This window comes from Termitidicoccus mucosus (genome assembly GCF_038725785.1).
Lineage (GTDB): Bacteria > Verrucomicrobiota > Verrucomicrobiia > Opitutales > Opitutaceae > Termitidicoccus > Termitidicoccus mucosus.
In genome coordinates, this window is sequence record NZ_CP109796.1 from 1,000,993 (window position 1) to 1,016,090 (window position 15,098).

Below are 15,098 nucleotides of genomic sequence, written 5' to 3' on the forward strand. Positions count from 1 at the left end.
GCCCCGCTTTTAAAATCTTAATTCCTATTTCACACCCTGCCATGAAACTCGCCAAATTACCCATCCTTCTCCTCACGGCCCTGCTCGCGCTCCCTTCCGCACACGCGCAAACCGTGCGCACCGGCTCCGTCACGGGCCGGGTTTACAACCCCTCGACCGAGGAATACGTCAGTAATGCAAGGATTCGCGTCGCGCAGACCGGCGAAACCGCCGTCTCCGAAATGGGAGGCTTTTACCACATCAGCAATCTGACGCCCGGAGAGGTGACCTTGGAACTCAGCTACGCCGGCTACTCAAACGTCGCCGCCACGGTTGCCGTTGCCGCCGGCGCCACCACCACGAAAGACTTCGAGCTGCCGGCGTCCCGCGACGACGACGTCGTGCAGCTTGAAAGATTCACCGTTTCCGCCGAGCGCGAAGGCCAGGCCAAGGCCATCATGGACCAGCGCGCCTCCATGAACCTGACCCAGGTCGTTTCGTCGGATGTGTTTGGCAACGACCCCGAGGGCAACATCGGCGAGTTTCTCCGCAACGTTCCCGGCGTGTTTATAAACACCGAGCTTGGCGAAGTGACCAGCGTGAGCTTCGGCGGCCTCAGCGCCGAATACGTCAACGTCACCGTTGACGGCCTTGCCTTGGCCACGGCGGATGCGGAGACTACAAACCGGGCCACCAGCTTCTCGGCCATTTCGCTCAGCAGCATGGATTCGCTGGAAGTCTCCCGCACCATCAGCGCCGACGTCGATGCCAACGCCCCCGCCGGCACGGTCAACATGCGCAGCAAAAGCGCCTTCACCCGCCGCGGCACCAACCTCATGGCGCAAGCCACCCTCACCATGGCCTCCGGCGCCGGCGCCACTTTTCAAAAGACCTACGGTCCCGACGACAACGGCGGTGTGTTCAAAATCCGCCCCGGCTTTATCGTCGAGTTCTCCCATGCCGTGAGAAACAAATACGGCATCATCATCAACGTGAGCGACTCCGACATTTATTCGGAGCAGCACCGCTTGATCTATAACGTTGACTACAACCCCACCCCCGCCGACCCGCGCCCTTATGTGCCGACATCCATGGCGTTGCTGCAATCGCCGCGCACCAACCGTCGCTTTGCCACCACGATTCGCGGGGACTGGCGCGTGACCCCGCGGCTCGCGGTGGGCCTCGGCTTGATATACAACTACTCGCGCCTGTGGAACCTCCGGCGCACCGTCACCTTCGATACAGGCTACACCCGCGCCAACCCCGGCTCAGTCCTCGGCGGCGACGACATCCTGTCCCGTTTCGAGACCACCGGCGCCTCACGGGTGACCGCCAATTTCCGCACCATTTCGAGAATGACCCAGACCGTCACGCTCACCCCGCGGTTTGAATACCGCATCGGCGATTTCAGCATCGAGGGCCTGGTCTCGCATTCCGACTCCATGAGCTGGCTTGCGTCCATGGGGCGCACGGGGGGCATTTACAACCTCAACACCCTCACGACGTCGAATGTCCGCTACCGGGTCGAACGCCTCAGCAACAGAGCCGACGCCACCGATTTCAAATTCACCCAGACATCCGGCCCCGACATTGCCAGCGGCACCGTCTTTTCCAAGCCGTCCCTGTTTCCCGATGACGGACGGGACTCCACCCAGAGTTTCCTCACCACCCAGATCAACGCCTCCCTGTTAACGCGCTGGCTTTTCCCCATCCAGTGGAAGGCCGGCTTGAAGAGGCGCGATGAAAAGCGCACTTTCGACCAGGACTACTACACGGGCCGCGCCACCTGGAACGGCGGCGCAAATTGGGGAAATTTCAAGAGTGCCTACCGCTTCGACATGGGCGGGCATAACATGCAGTTTGAGACATTGAGCGGAGGCACGCTTTTCATGGCCAATCTGCAGGCCATCGGGGCATACTACCGCGAGCATCCCGAGGAATTCGTCACCTACGCGCCCGACTCCACGACCTACGCCTCCGATTATTATAATGCCAAGGTGCGGGATCACCGGGATTTCAGCGAATGCATCGACGCCGCCTACCTCATGGCCACGGGCATGCTGCTCGACAAACGCCTTCATGTGCGCGCCGGCCTGCGTCATGAAAAAACCATGACCGACGTGCTGGAGCCGGATCCCCGCACCGAGGCCGAGCTCGCCGCCGCGGGTCATCCCTTTGATCCCACCACGGGCAGGGCCACGTATCTGGATGGCATCAACTACCAGTTCTTCTCCCGCCCCTGGCGGCACCGCAAAAACGCCTACGATAATTTTTTCCCCAGTGCCTCGCTCAAGTATGACATCACGACAAATCTCGACATCAAGCTCGGCATGAGCACGACCATCAGGCGTCCCACTTACAGCGACCTTACGGGTGTCACCACCGTCAACCACGCCGAGGGCGTCGTCTCCCTGCCCAATATTTATCTCCAGGTTGAAAACGGGCGCTCCTACGGCGCGCAACTGAACTATTATTTCAAAGGTGTCGGCAACCTGAGCGTGGGCGCGTATCAAAACGACTTGAAAAACAAGATAGAACAGTCGTCCGTGTGGGGCGATGAATTGCCCGGGGAGCTGGCCGATATGGCGGAGCAGTATCCCGGCTATGAGTTCAACATACGTCGCAACCGGCCGGGGGAGACCCGCATGCGCAGCCTTGAGGTGGGCTGGCGGCAGCACCTCGGCTTCATCGCCCCGGCGCTCAAGCGCCTCGTCCTGCGCGCCAATTACACCCGCGCCTACGCCAATTACATCAGCACCCGTGTCGTTCCCCATGCCGTCAATGCCGGGCTCACGTTCACCTACCGCAAATTCAACATCTATACAAATTACAACTGGACGGACGAGTTCCCCATCAGCGACACGGGCATCACCTACAGCCGCCACCGCACCCAGGTTGATCTCGGCGGCGGATACAAATTCAATCGCACCTACTCCCTGTCGTTCCACATCCGCAATCTTTTCGACGAGCCCTACACCTACATGCGGAATTTCCCGCAGTTCCCGGACGCCGGGTCGCCGCTCTATCAAAGCGTGCGAGGCGGCACCTCCTTCAGGGTCTCCATCAGGGGGGAATGGTGATCCGGAGGTCGGAAGTCAGAGGACGGGAAAAACCATTCCGCATCCCGAAATCCGCCCGCCCGCCACTCGCCGCCACATCCGCCGCCCCGCTTTTTAATCCTTAATTTTCTTCATCCCCCACCCGCATCTTATGAAAACACTCCGCACTTTCACACGCTGCCTTTTTCTGGCCTTCGGCCTTCAGGCTTTCAGCCTTTCGCTCCCCGCCGACAACATTTATTGGGACCCCGGAGTCACGGGCACTTGGTTCACCCCCAACGGTTGGCGCGAAGGCAGCACCACCGGCGCCTTGCGCGGCGCCCCTGCCGCCGGCGACAACGCTTACATCGAAACCGGAGGCATCACCATCGGCACCGGCGTTTCGGCCACCAATGCCGTGATATCCGTCGGCCAGAGCGCGGGTTCCTCCGGCACGCTTGTCATCGAAGCCGGCGGTGTGGACTGGACCACCGGCGTCGGTTATATCGGCTATGCCAGCGGCGGCAGTCGCGGCCGTGCCATCGTCGGGGGGCTCATGCACATCGGCTCCTATCTTATAACCGGTTATTCCGGCACCGGCCACCTTGACATTGCCTCCACCGGCACGGTGCAAGCCCTCCAGTATTTCAACCTTGGCCAGAGCACCTCTGGCAGGGGCTTCGCCAACGTCGAAGGCACCTTGGATGTCGGTTCCTATATGCTGCTCGGCCGCCAGGGCCAGGGCACCATGGATGTCGCCCCCGGCGGCGTTGTATCAATCTCCACCTACTTGGATGTTGGCCAGTCGGCCGGAAGCGTCGGTCTCCTCAACCTCGCGGGCAGCCTGTCTGCCGGCACCTACATTAATATCGGCAACAGCGGCACGGGCACGCTCATGCTGCGCGACGGCGGCTCCGTGCGTGTCGGCACCGGCACCATCACCCTCGCCCAGGCCGCCACCGCCACCGGCCTGCTCGAAATCGCCGGAGCAAGTGCCGGCGCCATCACCGGCGCAAACGGCACAAGCCCCGTCACCATCACCGGCGGCGCCGGCAGCGCGCGCGTCTTGTTTTCGCACAGCACCGCAAATTACACGTTCGCGAACAATCTCGCCGGTTCGCTCGCCGTCGAAGTCAACGGCGGCGGCCTCACCACCCTCACCGGCGCTAACAATTACACCGGTGGCACCATCGTGCGCTCCGGCACCCTCGCCGGCTCGACCGCGAGCATCCGCGGCGACTCCATCCTCGTTGACGGCGCTCTCCTTCTCGACACGCCCGCCGCACACAACCTCACCCTCACCGGCACCGGCGCATTCAACAAACTCGGCGCCGGCTCGCTCACGCTCACCCCCGCCTCCAGCTTCTCCGGCGCGCTCGGCGTTTCCGCCGGCACCCTCGCGTTTGGCGCCCCCTCCCTTCCCGCCGGCACCCCGGTGACAGTTTCCTACAACCTCTCCATCGCGCCAGCCGCCACCGCCGAGATGAACACCGGTGCCGCCGCGCTCACATGGAACGGAAGTTTCGCCGCCGCCAACGCCACCGCCGCCGGCGCCCTGATTAAAACCGGCGCCGGCTCCCTCGTGTTCGCCACGCCCAACCTCGCGTTCGCCGGCACGCTCGCGGTCAACCAAGGCTCCGTCACCCTCGCGCCCGGCACGACACTTGGCGCCCTGAGTGTCGGCGCAGGCGCGGCCTTCTCCGGCGGCGGCAGCACCGTCACCGGCACGCTTTCCCTTGCCCACGGCTCGATGCTCAGCTTCGACCTCGCCACCCCCGCCACCACGAAACTCAACGTCGGCGGACTCCTCGCCTCCGGCACCACAACCATCGACTTCATCAACCTCAAAAACGGCGCCTACACCATCATCTCGTCCTCGGACAGCATCCTGGCCGGCATGTCCAACTTCACCTATACCGTCAACGGCGCCACGCTCACCGGGCGCAACAGCGTCGATTTCACCTTCGGCACCAACGACATCTCCATCCTTGCCTCCATCTACAACTTGCGCGTGACATGGGCCGGCGCAACCGGAGGCATCTGGGATGCCGCCTCGGAAAACTGGAGCGCCGCCGGCGATAACCGCTTTGCCAACGGCGACAGCGTGCGCTTCGGCGCCTCCGCCTCCGGCACAATCACCATCATTCCGGCGGGCGTGACCGCCGGCGACATCGAGGTGGCCACCACCGGCACGCTCACCTTTGTCGGTGGCGCACTCACCACCAGCGCCGACTCCGCCTCGTTTGACGGCATCCCGGGCCTTGTCTCCCTCGGCGGTACCGCGACCGACGCCACCACTGGCAAACTCGTCAAAAAAGGCGCGGGCACGCTCGTGCTCGCCAACGAGGCTGGCACCTTCGCGGGCGGTGTCGAAATCGAGCAAGGCGTCCTCTCCTTCAACAACGCCGCGCAACTCGACACCACCGGCACAAACATCACCTTCACCGGCGACGCCGAACTCCGCGTCGACGGCAACATCACCGGCTCCACTGGAGCGTTCTCCAACGCCATCTCCATCGCCGGCGTGAACGCCACCTTCAACACCCAGAGCCACACCGTCGAATACACCGGCGCCCTCTCTTCGACGGGTGCCGCTGGCGCGCTCACAAAAACCGGCGCCGGTTCGCTCATACTGCGCGCCACCGATAATTCCTCCTTCACCGCGCCCGTCAGCGTAACCGCCGGCAGCCTCCTCCTCGCCGATGGCGCTCAACTCGGCTCCCCGCTCACCGTCTCCGCCGGCGCGTCCGCGGGCGGCGACGGCGCCTTTACTGGCGACATCACCATCAACAACGGCGTGCTCCTCGCCGGGGCGCCGTTTGCGACGCCCGCCGGCGGCACGCTCAACATCGGCGGCGCGCTCACCCTCACCGGCTCCGCCCGCGTGGATTTCGGCATCCACGTCGGCGGCCTCGCCGACACCCTCAACGTCACCGGCGCCATCACCACCGACACGGCCAGCAACATTGTCGGCCTGACATTCGGCCACATCGACTCCGGCACCTACGCCCTCGGCAACGCCACCTCGCTCGCGGACATAGCCAACCTCGAAGTCAAAGGCTTCCTGGTGGATTCAACATTCCGCGCAAACTATGAACTCGCCGCCTCTGCCGGCACCCTGTTCTTCATCCACGAAGCCGACGACTCGCGCTACATGGAATGGACGGGCGCCAGCGGCACCACCCGGTGGAACATCGCGCAGGACAACTGGCGCGGTTACAGCGACGACACCAGCGGCCATTTGAAATTCCAGGACGCCGACACCGTGCGCTTCTCCACCACCACCGCCACCACTATCGCCATCGACGCTGCCGTCACCGTGTCGGACATGCTCGTTGACAACACCGGCACGCTCACCTTCACCGGCCAGGCCATCAACGCGTCCCCCACCGTCACCGGCACGCTGGTGACAGCCCCCGGCGGCAGACTGGTGAAAACAGGCGAGGGCGCGCTCGTGCTCAACAATGCCGCCAACACCTTCATCGGCGGCGTCGAAATCAACGCCGGCCTGCTCGCCTTCAGCAACACCGCGCAACTCGGCACCGCCGGCGCCGGCATCCGCTTCACCGGAAGCGGCACGCTCCGCACCCTCGCCCCCATGACGATTTCCGACACCCTCACGCTCGCAGGCACGGGCTTCATGCCGGCATTCGACACCGGTGACGACGACGTCACGCTCTCCAGCGCGCTGGCCGGCACGGGCACCCTCGCCAAACTCGGCGCGGGCACGCTCGTGATCACCAACTCCAACACCCCCGCCACCATCGGCTACCACATCGCCGGCGGCGCGCTCCAGGCCGATGCCGCCGTCCTGAAAACTTCCCGCGTCACGACCGACACCGCCGGCACGCTCATCCTCGTCCAGGAAACATCCGTCAGCTATACCCCGGCCATCTCCGGCCCCGGCGCCTTTGAAAAACGCGGCTCGGGCGTGCTCACGCTCACCAGCACGCTCGGCAACACCGGCGCCACCCGCATCCTCGAGGGCGAGCTAAGGCCCGGTGCAAACAACCGCCTCAACCCCGCCTCCGCCCTCGTCATCGGCCACGGAGCCACTCTCGACATGCGCGGCACCCGCCAAGCCTCCGCCTCGCTCGACCACAACGGCACGCTGCTCATGTCCGCCACCGTAAACTCCACCGCAGGCGTCATCCTCGGCTCGGATTACCTCAAGGCATCGCAATTCATCACCGGCAGCGGCGTCGTCAACGTGTCCCTCACCGAGACCACCGACGACGGCTACACGTTCATCTCCGGCCCGGCCCCGTCGTCGGTCGTGCTCATCGAGTCCGCCGACAACACCGCCGATTTCACATTCAACGTGGACGCCAGCCCCGCGGATGCTATTTTCGCCTGGGATGTCACCAAGGACGGCGGCAACTACGTGCTCGGCCAGACGCGCCTCGTGCCGCTGATACCCGCCGTGGCCGGCATCAACGCCGCGCTCCTCATCGGCACGGAAACCACACTCGACGCGCTCTCGCGGCAAAACGCAGCGATGCGTCTCAACAACGAAGGCGGCCTGCGTCCCGGCTACGACTGGTGGGTGAACTCCACCTACCGCCACGACACCATCAAGGAAACCCTCTACCACGGCGCGCAAGCCATCACCAAGGGCGTGCAGGCCGGGATGAATTACACCAAGGCCTCCGAGACCAGGGGCAGAGGCAGGAGCAGGACCGCAACCGATTCCCCCTGGGTAACGGGCGTGTTCATTGATTGTGTGGACACGCATATAAGCATGGACGATGCCGATACCACGACTCTCTCATACAAAGGCGGCGTCCATGTTGGCTACCGGCCCAACAATGCGTTTTATGCCAGCGCCATCGTGTTTGCCGACACGATCCGCCACACAATAGAGGTTGATCTCATGCCGCGCAATTTGCAGATCCGCGCGAGCGGTGTGGGCGCGGCGGTGGAGATGGGTTACACGATCAAGACCAAGTCCGGCTGGCTGGTGGAGCCGCAGGCGCAGATCGCCTGGCACAGCACGAGCGTTACCAGCGTTCAGGATTCCGCTCACCGCTTTTATGAAATGGACAACATCATCTCATACCGCGAACGCGTGGGCCTGCAATTTGCCCGGGTTGTCAAGCTCCGCGACAAGCTGATGCTGCTTCCCTCCCTGCGCATGGCCTACAACAACGAAAACAAGGGGACCAGCACCGTGAGAGTAACACGCTATTTCGATGCCGACAGCACCCGCCCGCGAGACCGCTATGATTACACGGACGATTTCAGTGGCGGTTCGTTCCTGCTTGGCGGAGGCGCGACCATGCGCATCAATGAAAAACTCGAAGTCCAAGCCGACGCCTCCACCAAGCTCGGCGGCAAGTTGCGAGACTATACCATCAACCTCGGCATCGCTTGGAGATGGTGAGGGAAGAAAGTAGCGAGTGGCGGATAGTGAGCAGAAAGATACCAAGCCATGAAAACCAACAAATCGCATCATCCCGAAACAACGCAGACGAAGCCTGCGCTATCGTCATCGCTCGCTTCGCCCGCGCAATCCCCCTCGGTCGAAACCATCGGTTTCGGACAGTTGTCGGGTGGGGAAAAGGTGACCCTATACCGGCTCAAAAGCGGCAACGGCTCCTGGGTGGATGTGATCGATTACGGTTGCCGCATCGTGCGCATTTGTGTGCCCGACCGCCGGGGCGAGATCGACGATGTCGTGCCCGGTTACGGGTGCATTGAAGATTTCGAGTCCGGCCAGGAACGCTTTTTTGGCTGTGCGATAGGCCGTTATGCAAACCGGATAACAGGGGGCCGTTTCATGCTCGATGGCAGAGCGGTGCAACTCTCACGGAACGAACAATTCGGCGACTATCGCGGGCATCTGCACGGAGGGGAAAAGGGATTTGACCGTGTGATGTGGCAGGGCGAGATTCTCCAGGAAACCGAGCGGGTCGGGGTACGTTTCTCGCGCATGTCCCCCGACGGCGAGGAAGGATATCCCGGCAACCTCGACGCCACGGTTACCTATTGGTGGAGCCGGGACAACGTGCTGAAAATCGAATATGCCGCCACCACCGACAAACCGACCATAGTGAACCTCTCCAATCACACCTTCTTCAATCTGAAAGGTTCACAGGGAGGGTATGTGATGGATCACATCATGCAAGTCGAGGCGGACTCATACCTGCCCAACACATCGCATTTTGTGCCTGCCGGGCCAACGAAGCCGGTCGAGGGCACCCCGTTCGATTTGCGCAATCCCCGCAGAGTTGACCACGCAATCGACACGCCCAACGAACATTTCCAAACCATGCGCGGCTTCTCCGTCACGTGGGTCTTGCGCAACCAGGATGGAAAACTTGCACGGGCCGCCGATCTGTGGGAGCCGCGCGGCGGCCGCGGCGTCGAGACATGGACGACCGAACCCGGGCTCCTGACATATACCGGGCGCGCCTTGTCTGAAAAGATCGTGGGCAAGGAGGGCCGCCCGCTCGAAAAATTCGGAGGCATGCTGCTTGAAACGCTTCACTATCCCGATTCGCCCAACCATCCGGAATACCCATCCAGCATACTATATCCGGGCCAGTCCTATTATTCCACCACCGAGTTCAGATTCTACGCAAAATGAAACGGACTTTAATAATATAACATCGGATCACCAATGATATTGGAACGAGGCATGGGCATCGCGGATTACAAATACAAAAATCAAATTCAAAACCTGACAACCAAACCAAAGCCGATAATACAATGGATAATCAAATCAAAGCCGAAAATAAAATGAAAAATTTGCGGGCATTGGCATCAATGGCGCTGATAAGCGGCCTGATGACCGTCTGCCGTGCGAACACCAATGACGGGGACGAGAGTCGCGTCCGCATATCCTGGGACAATGCTACCTATCAGGAAATGACGGAAGTTCGTGTCGGCAACAGGGATTTCGTCGAGAAAAACCTCAGCTATCCGCGCATAAAAAAACTCAAGGACGGGACCTTGCTCATGTCATTTAACAATCACCATGTCGGATGGAACGTCTATGTGCGACGCAGCGAGGACAATGGGGAAACCTGGGGCGACGCGCAAATGTTAAGGGAAAAGCACCGGGCCACCTCCACGGTCGGGAGGGACGAGAAGGTGTTTATCAACTCGGATTTCATCCAGTTGCAGGACGGACGCATCCTGCTTGCCTACCAATGGCGTTACAGGCGGGGCTATGGTGATATTCCCAACACCAACGACAACTGCGGCATCGAAATCATGTTCAGCGAGGACTCGGGCCGCACCTTTTCCAAACCGAGGGAAATTTATCGCGGTCGCTGCTGGGAGCCGGCCATGCTGCAACTCCCGTCAGGCGAGATTCAGATGTATATCACATCGAGCCAGGAGGTGGTGAACAAGATATCAAATCCGCGCACGGTCGTCATTCGCTCCATGGATGGCGGAAAAACATGGCAGGGCAAGGAACTCTGCACCTGGTTGGACAATGAAACCATTTCGCGCACTTTCGACGAACGGGCCTCATACGACGGCATGCCCTCCGGCGTATGGCTTGATGACAACAACGGCATTGCCGTTCCAATCGAAGTCTGGCACGGTCGCCATGTCATGGATCAGACTCCGGTCGTGGTGAAGACTCCGGCCGATGTCAACTGGCGCATTGATCATGAGAAAGTGGCCAGGGAAGGCGGGCCGGATTACCCCTGGAAAAAGCAAATCAACAAGGACCTTTGGGCTTACGGGCCATACTCCGCAAAACTCGGAACAGGTGAAGTGGTGGTGCTGTGCAATGGCACGTATAAAGGAGTCGAGGGAATCTGGACGCTCATAGGCGATAAAAAAGCCGATAACTTCCGCTTTGCGACCTCCCCGTTCAAGGGTTACTGGGGCTCGATCGATGACATCGGCAACAATGAGGTTATCGCCACGGCGATGGTTAAGTATGCGGAAACCGGAAAGGAACGCTACAAGGTGCTTGTGATTAAAGGCCGTCTGAACTATGCCAAGACAATCGCCAAGGGTGACCTGACGATGGCTCCAATCAATCAATTCGACAAATCGCGCAATGACTACTGGTTCCTGGGCAAGGAGATTGATTCGCAGGTGTTCGTGAATTTCGGATATACAGACAGGGAGTTTCAGTTTGCCACCTATCTGTTTGACAAAGCCCTTTCGGCCTTTACGCCCCAAAATTCGGATGCGTCGGCAATGTTGCTCAACCGCACGGTCGAAAACGGCCGGTCACAAAATTATAAAATCACAGTCAATGCCGCTGGTCAGTATACTGTTTACAAGGAGGAGCGTTATTCGTGGGTGCTCATAGGCAAGGGAATCACCAATAATATTGAGGTTGAGGGGACGGTAAACAACGACGAGGACCAGGATTTGGGCTTTGCCGCCAAGGTCTCTGTTGACTGGAATCTGCTGGGAGGAAAACCCACGGCGAAAGACCAGTTCCGTGCCCATCTCATACGTTACTACAAAGGAGGCTCCAAGGAAAAACCGCTGTCAACCCGGGAAGACATGGCCGGTGAAAACAGCGATTATCCGCAGGAGTGGTTGCAGGTAATGTTAAACTAGAGCTTGTCCCAAGGATCCTGTCATTATCCTCAAAATTGATAACGTCCGGAAAGTTGCGCAGATTTTTTAAGCGATAAGAGCGAGAGGGAGGCGACCCCGATGAATCAAAATTCCGAAAGAACCAATGAAAGCGGCGAGCACGCAGCAGACGACCAAGCCATGCCCGCGGCGTGATAGTCGGACTCCCTCGCTCGTAACCCACATCGACTCGGGAGCATCGGTGCTGGGCGAAATAGGATTAAACACCCTACCCTGTCTTTCGCGCCACGAAAAATCCGGCATGTCGAGCAAAATCTCTAATGGGTAATTGCTACGGGGATCGTTTAACAAGAGAAGGATCTGTTAATCGCTACTCCGCAATATAATGCAACTCCGATTAAACGATCTGCCACCCAAGTTCTCCCCTGAATTGAAAATGGTCGGGGTGGAGAGATTCGAACTCTCGGCCTCTACGTCCCGAACGTAGCGCTCTACCAGGCTAAGCTACACCCCGATGTGTGATTGAGCCGGCCAACATGGGCCGGGTCGGCGCGGGCAGCAAGGAGAATTTTCCACAAGTTTTTCCAAGGTAAAAAACATCGTCCGCGTTTTTCTTGTTTGGAGCGGAGGGATGGAGTCTGCCTTGCTCGTCTCCGGCCCTTTTTCTCCAAACCGCGGACGGCACGGAGGCCGTCCCTCCAATTCACGGGCGCAGCGCCTCTTCAAACGCCTCCGGCAACCCGGCGCGGGCGGCAAAGGTGAAAACCCGTCCGGCATGCTCGTAATCGAAACGGGTTTCGAGCGAATGCAGGAAGAGGCGTTTCTCCCCCGTGCGTTTCGCAAAATCACGGTTGGCCCGGAAATCGCCATAGGTGGCGTCGCCGACGATGGGCAGATGCCGGCGGGCACACTGCACGCGAAGCTGGTGGCTGCGGCCCGTCTTCGGCTCGAGCTGGATGAGCGAAAGCGAGCGGACGGCGCGGCGGTTGGAACGCAGAAGCGTCATGTGCGCCTCGGCCGGGATGTGACCGGCGGAGGCGTTGGCACGGATCTGTCCGCGGCGTTTTTCGATGGCGAGCCGGTCCGTCCAGCGCTGGCGGTCTTCGGACGGCGCGCCGAATACGAGCGCGGCGTAGGTTTTGTGGATGTGACGCCGCTGGAACATAGCGCGGATTTCACGCGCAAGCGATTCGCTGGCCGCGACAAGAATCACGCCGGAAGTGGCGGAATCGAGGCGGTTGAGGAGCCAGAGCCGAGCCGCTGGCGCGGAAGTTTCAAGTGGCAAGTCACAAGTAACAAGAGAGGATGCCGGCGGCGCTGATGTTGCCGTCGTCGTCGGTGTTGCCAGCGGCACTGGTGCTGCCGGTGGCGGCGCTGGATGCGTCTCCTGCCACTTGTCACTTGTTACTTGCAACTTCCGCGCCAGCGGCTCGGCTGGCCACTCGTAGTATTCACCGTCGGCGTTGTAGCGGGCGTTGAGCAACGAGCGCGGCTGGTCGCGCGGCTCGTTGGGATGCGAGAGGATGCCGGCGGGCTTGGAAAGCGCGGCAAGGCCATTGGGATCGCGGGTGATGAGCGTCACGCCGCGACCGAGTGGAAGCGTTTCCCAGAAATTGTCCGCGAGGCGGCTCACGGCGTGCCGTAATAAAACGTGAACGTGAGTTCCTGCGACTCGCCCAAGATGGCGACCATGTCCTCCGTCCACGCCCCGTAGGGCGAGCGGTCGGTGATGGCGCTCTTGCACTGGCTCTCGGCCTGGGAGCCGCCGTTGCTTTCGGTGTCGATGATTTCGCTGACCGCGCCTTTCGTGGCTTCGAGGCGGAATTTCACCGTCACTTTCGTGCCGGTGGGCGGAAAGGTGCGGGTGTTGTCCAAGATGCGCTCCCACTGCACCTGCACGGTGTCGATGAGACGTTGCAGGTATTGCGCATAGTTGCTCCATTTCGCGTCGAAGGCGATGGCGCCGATGTTGGAGGTGCCGAATTTGTTTTCGGCAAAAATGGCGGGGCGCACGTTTTTGTTCACGCGAGGACGCGGCTGCGGGCGGCGCGGGTCGATTTGGGGCTGGGCGTCCTGCGCGACGATGGGGGCGTCGGGCGCGTCGGGCCGGCCTGTCACGTGCTCGGTGGCGTTGGGTGTGGGCGGTTTGCCGATGTCCTCGGCCTTTCTCATGCCGTAGCCGGTTTCGCTCTCGCCGGTGATTTCCTGGTCGCCGGAAAGCGGGATTTGCTCGCGCGGCGCGGAAGGCACGGGCGCGGCGGCCTGGGCGGGCGCGGCCTCGGAAGGCGGAGGCGGGGCCGATTCGGGCGGCGTGGGCGGGGCGAGGCGGCCGCTGACGATTTGCGTGACATCCATGTCCTTTTTGCCTTCGAGCGCGGGCGTGTCGCTTTTGCCGTCGGGCGTGGGAACTTCCTGCGCGGCCTGCTGGTTTTGCGCGCCGGTGTTGCGGGTTTTGTCGGGAGTGTTTTCCGGCGCGTCGGGATTGGTTTCCACGAACCGCTCGGGCGGCGGTGGCGGCGTCGGGGTGAGGTCATCCACCATCTCGATGTCGAAGCTGGGCTTGGGTTTCTCGTAGGGCTGGCGGCCGGCCATGTGGCTGCCGCTGAGATGCCCCATGCCAAGGGTGAAGAGCCACACCAAGACCGGCCAGAGCAAGAGCGTGAGCACCAACCCGATCCCGATAGTCCGGCGCGCGGAACGGTCCGCCAGCCAAAGACGAAGCTGCTGGGTGGCAGGGCGCGCGGGCGGTGCGACGCGCCGGCGTTCGCGGTGGCGTTGCGAACGGATGTGACGGCGCTGCGGCGGAATGGGCGGCATGAGGCGGAAGGTGGGCGGCGGAAGGCCGGACCCGGCTGGCGGTTGATGTTTCTCGTGCAAGTCAGCGCAACAGACCGCACCGAGTCAAAATTTGTTTCGTCGCCTCCATCGGCAGGCCCATGATATTTGAAAACGAGCCGCGCCAGCCCGCGATGATGAGTTCGCGCCCTTCCTGGATTCCGTAGGCGCCGGCCTTGTCGAGCGGATTGACGATGCGGAAGTAGGCGTCGATCGCCTTGTCGTCAAAGGGCTTGAACTCCACCTCGCTGCTCACGCCCTCGTCGATGCGCAGGCCGGACGTCGCGCGGCGCAGTGCGACGCCGGTAAACACCGTGTGGGTGCGTCCGGCGAGGCGCTTGAGCATGGCGCGCGCCTCGTCGAGGCCGGCGGGTTTGTTGAGCACGGTGTTGTCGATAAACACCGTCGTGTCCGCGCCGAGCACAAACGCATCCGGATGCCGCGCCGCGACCCAGTCGGCCTTGAGGGCGGAATTGTGCGCGACCATCACGCGGGGATCGGTGGTCGGCTCCTCGTGCTCGGTCACGTCGGCCACCACGATGTCGAAGGGCAGGCCGAGTTCGCCGAGGAGTTGTTTCCGGCGCGGCGACGCAGACGCAAGGATGAGACGCAGAGCGGGCGGAGAGTTTTTTCCAGCAAAAGATTTCACGCGAATCGGCAAGCAAGCCGCAATCCGGGGCGGACTTGAACCCAAAAATCGCCCTTTCGTTTTTATCAACCCAGTTTCTA

General features: G+C 61.4%; 7 protein-coding genes and 1 tRNA gene. 4 read left to right on the forward strand and 4 right to left on the reverse strand.

What is annotated here, in order from left to right; all coding sequences use genetic code 11:
- Positions 1–41 precede the first annotated feature (41 nt).
- The 4 genes from OH491_RS03460 (at position 42) to OH491_RS03475 (ending at position 11,555) form a co-directional block, all read left to right on the forward strand.
- Positions 42–3,059, forward strand: a complete 3,018-nt coding sequence (locus OH491_RS03460; RefSeq protein WP_068769320.1) for a TonB-dependent receptor domain-containing protein — start codon at positions 42–44, stop codon at positions 3,057–3,059.
- A 130-nt stretch (positions 3,060–3,189) separates the two neighbouring features.
- Positions 3,190–8,400 carry an autotransporter-associated beta strand repeat-containing protein gene (locus OH491_RS03465; RefSeq protein ID WP_342750860.1) on the forward strand — a complete coding sequence of 1,737 codons (5,211 nt, stop codon included), beginning with the start codon at positions 3,190–3,192 and terminating at the stop codon, positions 8,398–8,400.
- 48 nt (positions 8,401–8,448) lie between these two features.
- Positions 8,449–9,606 (forward strand): aldose epimerase family protein, encoded by a 1,158-nt coding sequence (locus tag OH491_RS03470; RefSeq protein WP_068769318.1) that lies wholly within the window; start codon positions 8,449–8,451, stop codon positions 9,604–9,606.
- Between the two features lie 122 nt (positions 9,607–9,728).
- Positions 9,729–11,555, forward strand: coding sequence for a sialidase family protein (locus tag OH491_RS03475; protein ID WP_334319132.1), 1,827 nt, complete (start codon positions 9,729–9,731; stop codon positions 11,553–11,555).
- A gap of 416 nt (positions 11,556–11,971) precedes the next feature.
- Here the strand turns inward: OH491_RS03475 and OH491_RS03480 are convergent.
- The 4 genes from OH491_RS03480 to OH491_RS03495 form a co-directional block, all read right to left on the reverse strand.
- Positions 11,972–12,048 (reverse strand) — tRNA-Pro (locus OH491_RS03480).
- Between the two features lie 189 nt (positions 12,049–12,237).
- Positions 12,238–13,167 carry an RluA family pseudouridine synthase gene (locus tag OH491_RS03485; protein ID WP_334319131.1) on the reverse strand — a complete coding sequence of 310 codons (930 nt, stop codon included), beginning with the start codon at positions 13,165–13,167 and terminating at the stop codon, positions 12,238–12,240.
- A complete protein-coding gene (locus OH491_RS03490; protein WP_145928628.1) occupies positions 13,164–14,351 on the reverse strand; it encodes a hypothetical protein in 1,188 nt (395 codons plus the stop codon). Before OH491_RS03490 ends, OH491_RS03485 begins: the two co-directional genes overlap by 4 nt.
- Positions 14,352–14,412: 61 nt before the next feature.
- Complete coding sequence (locus tag OH491_RS03495) at positions 14,413–15,018, reverse strand: Maf family protein (RefSeq protein ID WP_068769819.1); 606 nt, start codon at positions 15,016–15,018, stop codon at positions 14,413–14,415.
- Positions 15,019–15,098 lie beyond the last annotated feature (80 nt).

Excerpts from the sequence above, each read along its gene's own strand:
- OH491_RS03460 (WP_068769320.1), top strand. The coding sequence starts at position 42 with ATGAAACTCGCCAAATTACCCATCCTTCTCCTCACGGCCCTGCTCGCG.
- OH491_RS03475 (WP_334319132.1), top strand. The coding sequence starts at position 9,729 with ATGGATAATCAAATCAAAGCCGAAAATAAAATGAAAAATTTGCGGGCA.
- OH491_RS03490 (WP_145928628.1), bottom strand. The coding sequence starts at position 14,351 with ATGCCGCCCATTCCGCCGCAGCGCCGTCACATCCGTTCGCAACGCCAC.
- OH491_RS03470 (WP_068769318.1), top strand. The coding sequence starts at position 8,449 with ATGAAAACCAACAAATCGCATCATCCCGAAACAACGCAGACGAAGCCT.
- OH491_RS03465 (WP_342750860.1), top strand. The coding sequence starts at position 3,190 with ATGAAAACACTCCGCACTTTCACACGCTGCCTTTTTCTGGCCTTCGGC.